General features: G+C 64.4%; 11 protein-coding genes. 8 read left to right on the forward strand and 3 right to left on the reverse strand.

From position 1 onward, the window contains the following. Nucleotides 1–60: 60 nt before the first annotated feature. Together poxB and MUN81_RS06545 are read left to right on the forward strand one after the other, a co-directional pair. Entirely contained in the window at nucleotides 61–1788 is a 1728-nt protein-coding gene (gene poxB, locus MUN81_RS06540) for a ubiquinone-dependent pyruvate dehydrogenase (protein ID WP_245116105.1), read from the forward strand. 141 nt (nucleotides 1789–1929) lie between these two features. Then, a complete protein-coding gene (locus MUN81_RS06545) occupies nucleotides 1930–2763 on the forward strand; it encodes a transglutaminase-like domain-containing protein (protein ID WP_245116107.1) in 834 nt (277 codons plus the stop codon). 171 nt (nucleotides 2764–2934) lie between these two features. Here MUN81_RS06545 and MUN81_RS06550 read toward each other — a convergent pair whose 3' ends face one another. Then, nucleotides 2935–3516: a redoxin domain-containing protein gene (locus MUN81_RS06550; RefSeq protein ID WP_245116109.1), complete on the reverse strand. Its 582-nt coding sequence runs from the start codon at nucleotides 3514–3516 to the stop codon at nucleotides 2935–2937. A 39-nt stretch (nucleotides 3517–3555) separates the two neighbouring features. Further along, a complete protein-coding gene (locus MUN81_RS06555; RefSeq protein ID WP_245116111.1) occupies nucleotides 3556–4242 on the reverse strand; it encodes a 4'-phosphopantetheinyl transferase superfamily protein in 687 nt (228 codons plus the stop codon). Between the two features lie 56 nt (nucleotides 4243–4298). On the opposite strand from MUN81_RS06555, the gene MUN81_RS06560 reads away from it, so the two are divergent. The 6 genes from MUN81_RS06560 to MUN81_RS06585 all read left to right on the forward strand — a co-directional run bounded on the left by MUN81_RS06560 (nucleotide 4299) and on the right by MUN81_RS06585 (nucleotide 13097). Next, the gene (locus MUN81_RS06560) at nucleotides 4299–5237 is read left to right on the forward strand and encodes a WD40 repeat domain-containing protein (RefSeq protein ID WP_245116113.1); all 939 of its coding nucleotides are present in this window, start codon (nucleotides 4299–4301) and stop codon (nucleotides 5235–5237) included. Between the two features lie 80 nt (nucleotides 5238–5317). Continuing rightward, nucleotides 5318–6376 carry a DivIVA domain-containing protein gene (locus MUN81_RS06565; RefSeq protein ID WP_245116115.1) on the forward strand — a complete coding sequence of 353 codons (1059 nt, stop codon included), beginning with the start codon at nucleotides 5318–5320 and terminating at the stop codon, nucleotides 6374–6376. Between the two features lie 177 nt (nucleotides 6377–6553). Continuing rightward, nucleotides 6554–6931: a dihydroneopterin aldolase gene (folB, locus tag MUN81_RS06570; protein ID WP_245116117.1), complete on the forward strand. Its 378-nt coding sequence runs from the start codon at nucleotides 6554–6556 to the stop codon at nucleotides 6929–6931. A 193-nt stretch (nucleotides 6932–7124) separates the two neighbouring features. Further along, complete coding sequence (locus tag MUN81_RS06575) at nucleotides 7125–7550, forward strand: BlaI/MecI/CopY family transcriptional regulator (RefSeq protein ID WP_245116119.1); 426 nt, start codon at nucleotides 7125–7127, stop codon at nucleotides 7548–7550. After that, nucleotides 7537–10338 carry a M56 family metallopeptidase gene (locus tag MUN81_RS06580; protein WP_245116121.1) on the forward strand — a complete coding sequence of 934 codons (2802 nt, stop codon included), beginning with the start codon at nucleotides 7537–7539 and terminating at the stop codon, nucleotides 10336–10338. Before MUN81_RS06575 ends, MUN81_RS06580 begins: the two co-directional genes overlap by 14 nt. 161 nt (nucleotides 10339–10499) lie before the next feature. Beyond that, the gene (locus tag MUN81_RS06585) at nucleotides 10500–13097 is read left to right on the forward strand and encodes a DUF5916 domain-containing protein (protein ID WP_245116123.1); all 2598 of its coding nucleotides are present in this window, start codon (nucleotides 10500–10502) and stop codon (nucleotides 13095–13097) included. 40 nt (nucleotides 13098–13137) lie between these two features. Here MUN81_RS06585 and MUN81_RS06590 read toward each other — a convergent pair whose 3' ends face one another. Continuing rightward, nucleotides 13138–14763 carry a S8 family serine peptidase gene (locus MUN81_RS06590; protein ID WP_245116125.1) on the reverse strand — a complete coding sequence of 542 codons (1626 nt, stop codon included), beginning with the start codon at nucleotides 14761–14763 and terminating at the stop codon, nucleotides 13138–13140. Nucleotides 14764–14943 lie beyond the last annotated feature (180 nt).

The following is a 14943-nucleotide window of genomic DNA, read 5'->3' on the forward strand; positions in this document are numbered from 1 at the left end:
CGGCCACTCTCGCCGGGCCTTTTGTTTTTGCGTACAGCCCTTGTCCCAACGCCGAAATCTATGCCGAAGAAATCCGTAGCCGAAATCATTGTCGATACCCTGCAGGCCGCCGGCGTCAAGCGCGTGTTTGGCGTGGTGGGCGACTCGCTGAATGGCATCACCGACACCATCCGCACCCGCGAGGGCATGGAATTTATTGCCGTGCGCCACGAGGAAGGCGGCGCCTTCGCGGCCGGCGCCGAGGCCCACCTCACCGGCGACCTGGCCGTGTGCGCCGGTTCCTGCGGGCCGGGCAATACCCATCTCATCAACGGCCTCTTCGACTGCCACCGCAGCCGCGTGCCCGTGCTGGCCCTCGCCGCCCAGATTCCGAGCGTGGAAATCGGTACCGGATATTTCCAGGAAACGCATCCCGAGCGCATTTTCCGGGAATGCAGCCATTTCTGTGAGCTGATTTCGACCCCGGAGCAGGCCGTGCGCACCATCGAAAGTGCCGTGGCCGCCGCCCTGGGCCAGCGCGGCGTGGCCGTGGTGGTGCTGCCCGGCGACGTGGCCTACCTCGAAACCGACGCGCCCGACGTGCGCCTGCCTACCTTGGGCCGCCGCAGCACGGCCAGTCCCGCCGAGGCCGACATCCGGCAGGCGGCTGCGCTGCTGAATGCCGGCGATAAAGTGGCCATTCTGGCCGGCATTGGCTGCGCCGGGGCCCACGCCGAGCTGCTGCTGGCCGCCGAGGCGCTGAAGGCGCCGGTAGTGCAATCGTTGCGCGGCAAGGAGTTCGTGGAGCCCAACAATCCCTACGCCGTGGGCCTGACGGGCCTGTTGGGCATGCCCGCCGGCTACCACGCCCTGATGGACGCCGACACCATCCTGATGCTGGGCACCGACTTTCCCTACCGCCAGTTCTTCCCCGAAGATGCCCGAGTGGTGCAGGTCGACACGCGCCCCGAGCACATTGGCCGCCGCACCCGAGTTGAGATTGGCCTGGTGGGCGACGTGACTGAAACGCTTCGCTCCCTGTTGCCGCATCTCACGCCCCGCGAAGACTCAACCCACTTGGAAGAAGCTCAGCAGCGCCACCGCGACGACCGCGCCCACCTTGCCGAGCTGGCCACCGGCGAGGCCGGCGACACTAGCCTGCACCCGCAGCACGTGGCCCGCTTGCTGGATGAGCTAGCCGCCGAAAACGCTATTTTCACCTGCGACGTGGGTACGCCTACTATCTGGGCGGCCCGCTACCTGAGCATGAACGGCCAGCGCCGGCTCATTGGCTCCTTCGTGCACGGCAGCATGGCCAATGCGGTGTCGCAGGCCTACGGCGCGGCGTTGGTGGAGCCCGGCCGGCAGGTCATTGCCATGTGCGGCGACGGCGGCCTGGCCATGCTGCTGAGCGAGCTGCTGACCATTCGCCAGCACAAGATTCCGGTTAAAATCATTGTGTTTAATAACTCGGCCCTCAGCTTCGTGGAGCTCGAAATGAAAGCTGCCGGCCTGCTCGATTACGGCACGGCGCTCGACAATCCCAATTTTGGCGCCGTGGCAGAAGCCGCCGGCCTGAAAGGCTACCGCGTGCAAGACCCCGGCCAGCTGGAAAGCGTGCTGCGCGAGGCCCTGGCCCACGACGGCCCGGCGCTGGTCGACGCCGTGGTGAAGCGCCAGGAGTTGAGCATGCCGCCCAGCATCGACCGCAAGCAGGCGCAGGGCTTCGGCCTCTATGCCGTGAAGGCCCTGATGAACGGCCGCGGCAGCGAGCTGCTGGAGCTGGCCAAAACGAACCTGTTCCGGTAGGCTGTACCGCCAAGCTGCGCTTGGCCAGGCATAGGGCTAACTCGTGGCCAGGCGCACTTGGCGGTACGTTGCAACGAACCGGCGCGGCGCTTTCTGTGTTAAATTCGGCCCCGCAACCCTAGCGGCGGCCGTTTCGCATCCATGACCAACAAAGAAATTAAAGCCCTCATTTCGCTGCTCGACGACCCGGAAATCGCGCCCCAGATTCAGGACAAAATCCAGAACCTCGGTGAGAGCATCATTCCGTTTCTGGAGGAGTCGTGGGAGGAAACCCTCGACGGCCAGCAGCAGCAGCGCCTGGAGGATTTGATTCACCACCTGCAATTTGAGGGCCTGCAGCAGCGCCTGAAAGTGTGGCGCGAAGCCGGCGCCGCCGACCTGCTGGAGGGCATGTGGCTGCTCAACACGTATCAATATCCCGATGCCGACCTGCAGGCCCTGAACCGCGCCATCGAGCAGCTTCGCTTCGAGGCCTGGACGGCCCTGCGCCCCGAAATGCACCCCGCCGACCAGGTGCAGACCCTGAACTACATCATGTTCCGGGTGCACAAATTCGCGGCCAACACCCAGCATTTTCACTCGCCGGCCAATTCCATGCTGCAGCGCGTGATTGAAACCAAGCGCGGCAACCCGCTTACGCTGTGCGTGATTTACCTGCTGGTGGCCCAGCGGCTCAACCTGCCGGTGTTTGGCGTGAACCTGCCCAACCTGTTCGTGCTCACCTTCCGCCCCGAGCTCAAGGGCGCCGAGCCCTTCTACATCAACTGCTACAACCGCGGCCTGGTGCTCTCGCGTACCGACATCGAGCATTACGTCAGCCAGCTCAACATCTCCTCCAACCCGATGTTCTACGAGCCCTGCTCTAACATCGACATCGTGCGCCGCGCTCTGCGCAACCTGCAAATGAGCTTCGAGAAGCTGCAGGAACCCATGAAAGCCGCCGAGGTGGCCGTGCTGCTCAGTATCCTGGAGTAGCAAGCGGCAGTGCCTCTTATGTCATTGCGAGCGAAACACAGTGAAGCGCGGCAATCCGTCCTGTTCTCAGCGACCAGCTTTCTAATGTGAAAAGCCCCGGCACCATTGCAGTGCCGGGGCTTTCTGGTAATAAGACGTGTTGGGTTTTGACAGGCGGCGCGGAGACCCTCTCTACCGCTTTATCAAGCAGCCGGCGGCGCGCTTGTCTTCCACGCCGGCGGGGCGGCCGGCCAGCACGTTGTCGAGCACCTGCTTGAGGTAGTATTGCTGCACGCTGCCCGCCACCTGGGGGTTGTCATCGATGGCGCCGCGGTAGCGGATGGCAAAGCCGCCGGCAACCGGCTGCAGCACCACGGCTTCGGCGGTTTTGCTCACGCCGAGCAGGCCGGCCACTTGCTGGCTGGCGTCGGTGAGGGTGGGCAGTTCCACTTCGCCGGGGGCGGCGGTGCCGGGCGCATCGAGGTTGATGGGCACGTTGATGAACAGAAACTGCACACCGCGGCCGCGGTAGCTGCTGCTGAGCGAAGCCAGCCGCTCTTGGTAGAGGCGCGAAAAGGCGCAGGCGGGGTTCAGAAATACCACCACCACGGCCTTGTCGCCGGCGTAGCTTTTAAGGGATACGTCGGCGTTGGCGGCGGTTTTGAGGGTGAAGTCGGCCACGGTGGGGCCGGTTTGGGCACGGGCCACGCCCACGGCCAGCGTCACGGCCAGCAGGGCCACGGCGGCGAGTATAGAAATTCGGCGGAAGGACATGGCAATCGGGTTAGCTAAATCAAATGTAAGCGCCGGCAGTTACGCCAGCGGTTCGTGGCAATACGTGAGTACGTAGCCCGGCGACGGCTGTGAATAGCAAATGCAGTGCCGCGTCTCCAATCCGCTCAATACCAGCGTGGCGGGAATTTCGCCGGCTTTCTGCGGCTCAAATTCACCGAGCAAAAGCTGCGTCTTGAAAATGATGCCCCGCTGCGCGGCCAGCTTGTAGAGCGTCTCTTTGGCGCTCCACAGCAGGGTGTAGTGGGCGCTGGCATCGGCAGTGGCCTGGCTGGCGGCTTGGGCTGCGGCCCACTCGTTGGGGGCTAGAAATTTGCTGGCCAGCCGCTGGGCTTTGTCGCGAATTTCTTCCACGTCGACGCCCGCCCGGCCGCCCTGGGCCACAATGGCGGCCACCCAGGTGCCCGAATGGGAGAGCGAAACCGTCAGGTCGGCAGCGGTGCCGTGCAGGTAGGGGCGGCCGGTGGGGTCGTTGTGCACCTGGGTGCCTTCTGAGGCACTCCCGCGGGCTTCGGCCAGCAGCCGATGCAGCAGCACGCGGCCGCCGAGCCACTGCGCCTGGCGCCTGGCGTCGGCAGTAGCGGGCAGCAGCCGCTGGTAGGCCGCGGCCTGGGGCAGCAGCAGCCAGAGTTCGGCCGGCGTTTCGGTGAGGCGCCAAAGGCCCAGCACGGCGGTAGGGGAGAGGTGCTGGAGAGAATGCAGGGGCATAAGCAAGCGGTGGGACGACAAACGCCCTCCGGCAAAGCTACCTTTGCGGTGTCCTTATGTCTGAGATTTTCCGTCCCCCCGTTGCCAAAATTGCTACCCTCGCCGGCCACCGCGACGCGGTGTACGCCCTGACCCTGGGCGCGGGCAGCACCATCTACTCGGGCAGTGCCGACGGCATGGTGGTGGCCTGGGACGCCGCCGAGCCTACCCGCGACGGCGAGCTGCTGGCCCGGGTCGAAAACTCGGTATACGCGCTGCGCCACCTGCCCAGCTTCAACATGCTGGTGCTGGGACACAACTTTCAGGGCATTCAGGCCATCGATTTGGCCGGGCGTAAGCTGGCCTACGCCGCGCCCCTGCCGCCGGTGGCCATTTTCGAAATAGTGGCGTCGGAAAGCCGGCAGCGCCTGTACGTGGCCATGGGCGACGGCACGCTGGCCGTGCTGGCCCTGCCCGATTTCCGCCTCGAAAAGCTCCTGCGCCTCGCCTACAAGAGCCTCCGCTGCCTGGCCGTGCACGAAGGCCGCGGCGAGCTGGCCGTGGGCAGCTCCGACACGCTGACCCGAATTCTCGACTTGGACTCGCTGGAAACCAAATTTACCTTGGGCGAAAGCACCAATTCGGTGTTTTCGGTGGCGTACTCGCCCGATGGCGCGCGGCTACTCACGGCCGGGCGCGATGCCCAGATTCGGACCTGGGACGTGGCCGCTGGCTACGCGCTGGCCGGCACCGTGCCCGCCCACATGTATACCATCAACCACCTGGCCTTTAGCCCGGACGGCCGTTACGCGGCCTCGTGCAGCCTCGACAAGAGCATCAAGCTCTGGGACGCGGCCACGCTGACGCTGCTGCGCGTGCTCGACCGGGTCAGGTCGGCCGGACACGGCACCTCGGTGAACCGGCTGGTTTGGCCGGGCACCGAAAACCGGCTAGTTTCGTGTAGCGACGACCGCAGCCTAGCGGTTTGGCAATTGACAGTTGGCAGTTATCAGTGAACAGTTAGCAGAAAACCTGCTTCGCATTCACTTTATTCTTCTGAATTGTTAACTGCTCACTGATAACTGTTAACTGAAAAATGAAAATCACCGCCCTCGATATCCGCCAGAAAACGTTTGAAAAATCATTTCGCGGGGTTGATAAGGACGAGGTGCAAGCCTTTCTGAATACCATCTCGCAGCAGTGGGAGCGCATGGGCGACGAAAACCGCGAGCTGCGCCTCAAGCTGGAGCACGCCCAGCAGGACGTGCAGAAGATGCGCGAGGTGGAAAGCAGCCTCTACCGCACCCTAAAAACGGCCGAAGACACCAGCAACAACATCACCGAGCAGGCCCAGCGCGATGCCGACCTGCGCATCCGCGAGGCCCAGTTCCAAGCCGAAAGCATCATCAGCGACGCTCGCCAGCGGGCCCGCGAAGTGGTGGACGGCGCCTACCAGCAGGCCGAAAAAACCATCGCCGACATGCAGCGCGAAGTGTCGGGCCTGGGCCAGGAGTGCCAGCGCCTAGAGCAGCAACTCGACACCTTGGTGCGCGACCTGCACCACCTGGCTTCCGACGCTCTCGACAAGGTGGAGAAGGCCCGCAACCGGCCCAAGGGCGGCACGGCGGCCATCCTTTCCCGCGCCGCGCGCGTACACGTGGAGCGGCCCAAAGAACCGGCCGCCGACACCAACCCCGAGCCCACGCCCGCCATGCAAGTCACTTCTGCTTCGTCCGTTTCGCCCGCTGCTGCCGTAGCTGCGGCCACGCCCGCTGCCTTTGCGCCCGACGCCCGCAGCCGCTCCCAGGAGCAGCTGGAAAAGGCCGCCCAGCCCACCGGCTACAACCCCAAGCCCGGCCAGCAGCCCGACCCCAACACGGCCCCAACCCCCGACATTGAGCGCCCCGCCGCGCCCGCCGAAAACCCCGGCATTTCGCCTGCGCCCAACATCGAGCAGCCGGCGCCTTCGCAGGTGCCTCAGCCCGGTGCCCCGCGTGTGGACCCTATGGCGCCCGACATTCAACCCATTGGCCCCGACCGCCCGGAAATTAACCAGCCGTCGCCCGTGACGCACCCCGGCCAGCCCGGCATGGCTGCCGTCGCACCCGAACCGGCCGTGGCTGAGGTCGAGAAGTCTTTCTTCGACGAAATCTAGACCACGAATTTTTCGGGTTCGACTGATTCTGTCGCCGTCATTTTCTGAAGAAAGCCTGTCTGCGGACGGGCTTTCTTTTTTTGTGGCTGACCTTTGCCGGCAGGGACGAAGAATGGTGCGCTATTCCGCAAGCCACTACCCCGCCAACTCACAATTCACCATTTCACCACTCACCGCATGGGCCAGATTGCACTCGAAGGCATGGAGTTTTTTGCCTTTCACGGCTACTACGACGAGGAGCAGAAAATCGGCAATAAGTACGGCGTCGACCTCTACATCAGCACCGACCTGCTGGCGGCGGGCGCCTCCGACAAGCTGCAGCAAACCGTGAACTACGAAGTGCTCTACCGCTTAGTGGCCGAAGAAATGCGGGCCCCGGCCCGGCTGCTGGAACACGTGGCCCACCGCGTGCTCGACCGCATCATGGCCGAGCTGCCGCACGTGCGCAAAGTGAAGGTGAGCGTGAGCAAGTTTAACCCGCCGTTGGGGGGGATTTGCCACCGCGCCCGCGTGACGTTGGCCAAGCGGCGCTCCGCAACAGGCGTTGCCGAATAGTGGAACCCCGCGTCGCTCGTTCGTTTTTTAATTCTGGAAGATAAAATTTAATACCTTGTCTAACAAGGTATTAAATTAAAATTGGGTGGTTGTACGAATTATTTCGTAGTATTTGTTTGCAACTACGAAGCTATTCGTAACACCTTTGCTTTGTACTACGAAATAATTCGTAGTGCTCTCACGTTTCAAGAGCATGAGCAAAGCACCGCCCCCCAAACCTACGGATTCCGAACTGGAAATCCTGCACGTGCTCTGGCAGCACGGACCCGCCACCGTGCGGGCCATCAACGACAGCCTCAGCCAGCGCCGCCAGGCGGAAGTGGGCTACACCACCACGCTCAAAATCCTGCAGCTGATGCTGGAAAAGGGGCTGGTGCGGCGCGACGACGCCGACCGCAGCCACGTGTACCGGGCCGCGGTGCGCGAACAGGAAACCCAGGGCCTGCTCCTCGACAAATTCGTGGACGCCACCTTCGGCGGCTCGGCCCTGAAGCTGGTGATGCAGGCCCTGGGCAGCCGCCAGACTTCGGCCGACGAACTGGCCCAGATTCGCCGCTTGCTGAACGACATTGAAATCCAAAATTCCACCCCTAACCCCGACGACGATGACCGCGCTTGAGAATTTCGTTTCGCCCGCGCTGACGCGGGCGCTGGGCTGGACGCTGCTGCACTCGCTGTGGCAGGGGGCACTGGTGGCGGCCGTACTGGCCGGCGCGCTCCTGCTGCTGCGCCGCCAGCGGGCCGAGGTGCGCTACGCGGCCTCGGCAGGAGCGTTGGGCATGATGGTGGCGCTGGCTGGCATCACGTTTGGGCTGTATTTCCAGGCCGGTTCGGCGAAAAGTGAAAAGGACTGGCCCGCTGCCGTCAAGGTTTCGCAGTTGCCCTTGCGGCAGGCGGAAGCTCCGACCCGGGTAAGCGCCGCCGCTGCCCCGATATCGATTCTGGAGGCCGGCGGCGCCCGTGGCACGGCGCTAGTTGCTGCCCCGCTGGCGGCCGCAGGTGTGGCCCCGGCGGTTTCGGCGAATTGGCTGGTGGCCGGCCTGCGCTATTTCGACAAGCACCTGCCGCTGCTGGTGCTGGGCTGGCTGCTGGGCCTGCTGGCCATGAGCCTGCGCATGCTGGGCGGCCTACTGTATGTGCAGCGCCTGAAGCGCTACCGGGTGCGGGCCGTGAGCGCGGCCTGGCACGAGCGGCTGGCCGCCATTTCGGCCCGTAGCGGCCTGCGGCGGCCGGTGGCGCTGCTGGAGTCGGCGCTGGTGCAGGTGCCGCTGGTGGTGGGCCACGTACGCCCCGTGATACTGCTGCCGCTGGGTGCGGTGGCGGGCCTGTCGGTGGCACATCTGGAGGCCATTCTGGCCCATGAGCTGGCGCACGTGCTGCGCCGCGACTACCTCGTGAACCTGCTGCAAACGGTGGCCGAAGCGTTGTTTTTCTACCATCCGGCGGTGTGGTTTATGGGTAGGTGCGTGCGCACCGAGCGCGAAAACTGCTGCGACGACACGGCCACGGCCCTGTGCGGCGGCGACTCCCTGCGGCTGGCCCGCGCCCTCACGGCCCTGGCCGAATGGAGCCAGAGCGCCGTGGTGCCCACCGCGCCGCGCTTGGCGCTGGCGGCCATGGGCAGCCGGGGCGCCCTGCTGAACCGGGTGCGTCGCCTGGTGCAGCGCCGCCCGGCTGCGCCCACGCTGGCCGAGGGCTTCATGGCCGGGGCGCTGGTGCTGGGTGGCCTGGGGCTGCTGGGCGGCAGCGTGGCCCTGGCCGGCCCGTTGGCCCGGCCCGTCGCTTCGGCCGCCGATTGGCAGACCGGACCCGTCTCGCCCCAAACTGCCGCCGACACCACCAAGCGCGTGAAGAACACTGCTACCACGACAACGACCACCACAGCTACCGTCAACCAGTCAACTGAGGATGGCCGCGAAATCACCGTGACCCAGAACGTCGACGCTTCCGACCAGGACCGGCCGCGGCGCCGCGCCAGCCGCAGCCCGCAGTCCTTCGCCCCGCTGCCGTACGTTGGCAATCCCGGCACGGTGGTCATCACCAAAGACAAAAAGGGCCGGGTGACCGACCTCGTGGTGAACGGCCAGCGCATCGAAACCGAAACCGGCAAGAGCAAGCTCAAAATCAAGGCCAAGAAGGACCGCGACGACCAGGACCAGCTGGTGCAGATTGTGTCGATGCCGTCGGCACCCGACGCGCGGGCCTTTGCGTACCGCAGCGACGCCGATGCCCAGCGGCAGCTGTTCGAGCGCAGCGCCGGGGCCGGCCAAACCTTTCGGTACCAGATGCAGGAACTGGAGCCCCTGCGCAACCAGTCGTTTCAGCCGCTGACGCTGAATGGCAACCGGAGCTTCCAGCGGTTGAAGCTGGCCCCCGGCGGCTCGCTGAGCCGCAGCTACCGCCTGCAGCCGGGCACGGCGCTGGGCCCGCTGCAGGATGGCGACGGCCAGCGCGAAGCCCTGCGCAGCGCCGAGCGCGCCCTGCGCGATGCCAGCACCGCCAAGGGCCTGAGCGCCGAGCAGCGCAAGCGCATCAACCAGAGCCTGAGCAAGGTGCAGGCCCAGCTCCGGCAGCTCGACGAGGCTTCTTCGACCCGACGCCTGCGCCTGAGCGGGGCCGACGACCAGGAGCTGGCCCAGCAGCTGCGTGACCGTGAGCAGGAGCTGCAAGACCAGCAAATGGCCCTGGTGGACCGGCAACGGGAAAAGCATGACCGGCAGCAGGAGATACTCGACCGCCAGGAAGACGAGCGGGTGCGCCGCGAGGAAGTGCGCGAGCGCATTTGGGAAGAAAAAAGGGAGCGCGCTGACCGGGAACGGGAGCAGGCTGACCGCCGCCGCGAGCAGGACGACGCCCTGGTGGACCAGCTGCTGAAAGACGGCCTGATTAAGGACAAAGACAATTTCCAGCTTCGGCTCACGGCCAGCAGCCTCACCGTGAACGGCAAAGAGCAGCCGCAGAAGGTGTTTCAGAAATACCTAAAGCTGTACGAAGCCACCCACCCCGGCCGCAAAATGGGCCCCACCGGGTCGATGACAATCAACCGCAACGGTAGCCAGTCGACGTTCCGCGACAGCGACGGCTCGCGCGCACCGCGCCCGCCCCGGCCGCCCCGCGCCCCGCAGGCCCCCGGCGCGATGATGGCGCCGCCGGCCCCCATGGCCCCGCCGGCACCCATGTCGCCCCCGCCGCCGCCCGCGCCACCCCGCGTCGACTCGGAGGCGTTGCGAAGCGAGCTGCGCAAAGACGGCCTGATTGGCGCCGACGACAAAAGCTTTCAGCTGCAGCTCAACGCGGCGGGCCTGACGGTGAACGGCAAGGCCCAATCGGCCGAGGCGGCTGCGAAATACCGCAAGCTGCTGGGCCACGAAAAGGGCACGTATAACATGACGTTTTCCAACGATTAGGTCGTTACCACTCAGTAACAACGAGCCGGCTTCCCGCGCGGGAAGCCGGCTCGTTGCTGTCTGGAGAGTGGGCAATACCGAATTATTCGCTTGAAATAAGCAACTCTCGGCCCCGGGCCCGCATCTCTTGGCCTCCCCGAGCCAAATAATCGGGGTTATCTATGCTTCGTTTTTTACTGTGTGGTTGGTTGGTGTTGTGGGGGGGCGTTGCTCTGGGCCAGGAAAAACCAGCGCCGGCTGCTACCTCGGCCACTACCCCCGCGCCCAAGCGCCAGTTGCAGGCCATGCGCATCAGCACCCCGCCCAAGCTCGACGGCGTGCTCGACGAGGCCGTGTGGCAGTCGGCACCCGTGGCCACGCAGTTTACCGAGCTGGAACCCACGCCGGGCCGCCCCGAAAAATACCCCACCGAGGTGCGCGTGCTCTACGACGACAACGCCATTTACGTGGGCGCCACGATGCACGACATGGCGCAGGACTCGATTTTGCGCGAGCTCAGCAACCGCGACAACATTGGCAATTCGGACTGGTTCGGGGTGTTTGTGGATACGTATAATGACCACCTCAACGGCTACGAGTTCATCGTGACCTCGGGCGGGGTGCAGGTTGACATGCGCCAGTCGCCGGCCAACGGCGAAGATGGCTCCTGGAACGCCGTGTGGGACTCGCGCACCGCCCTGCACGGCACCGACTGGGTAGCCGAGCTGCGCATTCCGTACTCCGCCATTCGCTTCAGCAAAGCCCCGGAGCAGGTGTGGGGGCTCAATTTTGGGCGGCAGCGGCGGGCCAGCCGGCAGAAGTTTTTCTGGAACGAGGTGAAGCCCCAGGTGAGCGGCTTTGTGAACCAGTGGGGCGAGCTGACCGGGCTGAAGGACCTGAAGCCGCCGCTGCGCCTCTCGCTCACGCCCTACGTGAGCGCCTACGTCAACCATTACCCCTTCAACGAGCAGGGCAAGCAGAACACCACCACCAGCTTCAACGGCGGGGCCGACGTGAAGTGGGGCATCAACGAAAGCTTCACCCTCGATGCCACGCTGGTGCCCGACTTCGGGCAGGTGCAGAGCGACAACCAGGTGCTCAACCTCTCGCCCTTCGAGGTGCAGTACAACGAAAACCGGGCGTTTTTCACCGAAGGCACCGAGCTGTTCAACAAAGGCAATCTGTTTTATTCCCGAAGGGTAGGGGCCACGCCCATTGGCTTTGGTGGCGTGAGCGGGCAGCTGCGCACCGGTGCCCGGCAGTTGGACGGCAGCCGCACGGGCGGCGAATTCATTGTGCAGAACCCGGGCGTGACGCGCCTGCTCAATGCCACCAAGGTATCGGGCCGTACCAGCAAGGGGCTGGGCATTGGCGTGTTCAATGCCATCAGCAACGACGTGTACGCCACGGTGCAGGACAGCACCAGCGGCGCCCGCCGCGACGTGCTGACCCAGCCGTTTTCTAACTACAACATCGTGGTGCTGGACCAGAGCCTAAAGAATAATTCCTACGTCTCGCTCATCAACACCAACGTGACGCGCGCCGGCCAGACCTACGACGCCAACGTGACCAGTGCTTTGTTTCGCCTCGCCAACCAGAAGAATACCTACGCCGTGAACGGGGGCGTGGTGTATTCGAACCGCCGCGGCAAGGTCTTTGGCCGCAACGAGGAAGTAGCTGACCGCGACGGCTACAAGTACTACGTGGGCTTCAACAAAATCTCGGGCAACTTCACCTGGGGCGCCGACCACGGCATCGAGTCGCACAGCTACAACCCCAACGACCTGGGCCTGCTCTTCGGCAACAACAACATCTCGCAGAGCCTCTACGCCAACTACCGCATCTACAAGCCGTTTTGGAAGGTGAACCGGCTGAGCACCTACGCCAGCCTGAGCTACTCGCTGCTGGAGCAACCCGCGCTGTACCAGGACCTGGGATTTTACGCGGGCGGCAACACCACCTTCACCAAGAAATTTCTCAGCGTGGGAGTCGATTTTTCGGCCATCCCCACCACCCGCGACTACTACGACCCGCGCCGCGCGCCCCTGGGCCGCTACTACGTGCGCAAGCCCGCCAACACCGGCCTGAGCGGCTTCATCTCTTCTGATTATCGCAAGAAATTCGCTTACGACATCAGTGGCGGTGTGCGGCTGTTTGCCGCCGACGGCAACCGTACCGGCCGCTACTCCATGTCGCTCACCCTGAGCCCGCGCTACCGCGTGAACAACCAGCTCAGCTTCATCTACGCGCTGAGCATGGAGCGCAACCAGAACCAGATTGGCTACGCCGGCGGCCTCGACGGCAGCCTGCCCTACGACAACGGCTTCCTCACCAGCTTCGGCGGCGATGCGGGCGACGTGCTGCTGGGCCGCCGCAATGTGACCACCTTCACCAATACGGCCTCCGGCACCTACACCTTCACCAACCGCATGTCGTTCAACATCCGGCTGCGCCACTACGTGAGCAACGTGCACTACCGCGACTTCTCGCGCCTGCACCCCGACGGCCTGGAAACGCCCGAGCCCGCCTACGCCCGCAACCGCGACAACACCTTCAACGCCTTCAACATCGACGCCGTGTACTCGTGGTGGTTTGCGCCGGGCTCGCAGGTCAGCATCGTGTGGAAAAACGCCAGCGCGTCTTTCTTTGAAGCCAACGCCGCCACCCCGCTCTACTTCGACAACCTGAACAACACCATCAACACGCCGCACAACAACAACGTGTCCATCAAGGTGCTGTACTACCTGGACTACCTGGCGCTGCGGCCCCGGCGCAGCTAGTCCGCGTGCCCCGGATGCCCGCTCAGGCAATGCCGGGGACTTATTTCAGGGTCGTCATTTTATCAGCCAGCTTCACGGCTTCGTAGAGGTTCACGATGCCGCCGGTGCGCGAGAGCGTGGCAAAATCGACCAGCTGCTTGGTGCCGGGCTTGTACACCTGCGTGTGGTACGGCACCGCCGACTGCATGATGACCTGCTTGAGCTGCGTGGCGGTGAGCTGCGGAAAGTAGGCCTTGAGCACCGCCGCCACCCCAGCCACCACCGGCGCCGCCATGCTCGTGCCGCTGAAGGTGGAGTAGGTGTTGGCCGGCGTGGAGGAATAAATATCCACGCCCGGCGCAAACAGGTCCACCGTCTGCTGGCCGTAGTTGGAGAAGGTGGCCGTCAGGGCCGGGGTGTTGAGGCGGCTGCTGGCGCCCACGGTCAGCTGGTTCGGAATGTCCTGGCCGTTGAGGTAGCGGTAGGAGGGGAAGTTCTGCTCCTTGTCGGTGTTGAGGCTGCTGTTGCCGGCGGCGTGCACCAGCAGCACGCCCTTCTGGTCGGCATACTGCATGGCCGCGTCCACCAGCTCCTTATTCGGCGAAAAGTCCTTGCCGAAGCTCATGCTGATAATCTGTGCGCCGTTGTCGACGGCGTAGCGAATGGCGTTGGCCACGTCCTTGTCGCGCTCGTCGCCGCTGGGCGTGGAGCGCACGCTCATGATGCGCACCGTGGCCGGGGCCACGCCGTCGGCCCCGAGCTGGTTGCCGCGCACCCCCGCAATGATGCCCGCGCAGTGCGTGCCGTGGCTGGCGTCGGGCCCCTGCGAGTCGGGGTTGCCGTAGCCGGTTTCGGTGAGGTTGTTCACGTCGTCGCCCACCAGCGGGCGCGGGTCGTAGGCCGGGTTGAGGCTTTTTTCGACGCGGTTGCGAGAGCGTTCCAATGCATGGTTCAGCGACTTCAGCGCCTCGTCGGCACTGTCGAACTGGTTACGCCGCAAAAAGGCGTACAGCGACGGCGCGCTCGGCACGTCGGGCCGCGTTACCATGGCCCGCCGCAGCACGGCCGTGTCCAGCACCTCCACGTTCAGGGCCTGCTTTATTTTCTGAAAGGAAAACGTGTTGCTGGCGAAGGCCTCCTTCAGGTAGGCCAACTCCTTGTTTTCGGCGTCCAGGTCTTTCTCAAAGGACTTTTTGGCCCGCAGGTACTGGTCGAATTTCGCCTGGTCTTCGGGCGAGAGCTTTTTGCGCTTGGCGCCTTCAAACTGGGCCCGGTACTGCGCCACGATGCGCGTTTGCTCCAGCGTTTCCACGGCAATGTTCTGGCCGTCTTTGCCGCCGAGGAAGTTCCAGCCGCGCACGTCGTCCACGTAGCCGTTTTTGTCGTCGTCGAGGCCGTTGCCGGCCACTTCGGAGGGCTTGCGCCACAAGATGGGCTTCAGGTCCTGGTGGGTCGAGTCGATGCCCGAGTCAATGACGGCCACGAGCACCGGCGCGGGGGTGCGGTTGGCCAGCAGTTCCCGGTAGGCGCGGTCGGCGCTGATGCCGGGCACGCCGTCGGCCTGCAGGTCGAGGTGCTGCCAGCGGCGCATGGCTTCGCCGGTCTGGGCGCGGCTGCTAAAGGCCGTGAGCGTGAGCAGGCCCAGCAGGGCCAAGTGAGAATAGGACGAACGAGTAGCAAACGCCATAAAAACCAGAACGAGCGTGGTGAGAAAGGAAAATCAGGGCCGATACTACGACGTGGCGAAGCTATTGGCAAACAACCGCAAGGGCAGGCCCAAAAAGTAACCGCGAAGCAAGTGCCCAATGGGCCACACGCATCTTCCTTAAAAAGACGCTTTCCAGGCAAATACAGCCAGAAAAGGCGA

The sequence above is a fragment of the Hymenobacter sp. 5317J-9 genome (genome assembly GCF_022921075.1).
GTDB lineage: Bacteria > Bacteroidota > Bacteroidia > Cytophagales > Hymenobacteraceae > Hymenobacter.

What these genes read in the sequence shown, in the direction of transcription:
- MUN81_RS06560 (WP_245116113.1), top strand. Translation starts at nt 4,299, where the DNA reads ATGTCTGAGATTTTCCGTCCCCCCGTTGCCAAAATTGCTACCCTCGCC.
- folB (WP_245116117.1), top strand. Translation starts at nt 6,554, where the DNA reads ATGGGCCAGATTGCACTCGAAGGCATGGAGTTTTTTGCCTTTCACGGC.
- MUN81_RS06580 (WP_245116121.1), top strand. Translation starts at nt 7,537, where the DNA reads ATGACCGCGCTTGAGAATTTCGTTTCGCCCGCGCTGACGCGGGCGCTG.
- MUN81_RS06575 (WP_245116119.1), top strand. Translation starts at nt 7,125, where the DNA reads ATGAGCAAAGCACCGCCCCCCAAACCTACGGATTCCGAACTGGAAATC.
- poxB (WP_245116105.1), top strand. Translation starts at nt 61, where the DNA reads ATGCCGAAGAAATCCGTAGCCGAAATCATTGTCGATACCCTGCAGGCC.
- MUN81_RS06545 (WP_245116107.1), top strand. Translation starts at nt 1,930, where the DNA reads ATGACCAACAAAGAAATTAAAGCCCTCATTTCGCTGCTCGACGACCCG.
- MUN81_RS06555 (WP_245116111.1), bottom strand. Translation starts at nt 4,242, where the DNA reads ATGCCCCTGCATTCTCTCCAGCACCTCTCCCCTACCGCCGTGCTGGGC.
- MUN81_RS06585 (WP_245116123.1), top strand. Translation starts at nt 10,500, where the DNA reads ATGCTTCGTTTTTTACTGTGTGGTTGGTTGGTGTTGTGGGGGGGCGTT.
- MUN81_RS06565 (WP_245116115.1), top strand. Translation starts at nt 5,318, where the DNA reads ATGAAAATCACCGCCCTCGATATCCGCCAGAAAACGTTTGAAAAATCA.
- MUN81_RS06590 (WP_245116125.1), bottom strand. Translation starts at nt 14,763, where the DNA reads ATGGCGTTTGCTACTCGTTCGTCCTATTCTCACTTGGCCCTGCTGGGC.
- MUN81_RS06550 (WP_245116109.1), bottom strand. Translation starts at nt 3,516, where the DNA reads ATGTCCTTCCGCCGAATTTCTATACTCGCCGCCGTGGCCCTGCTGGCC.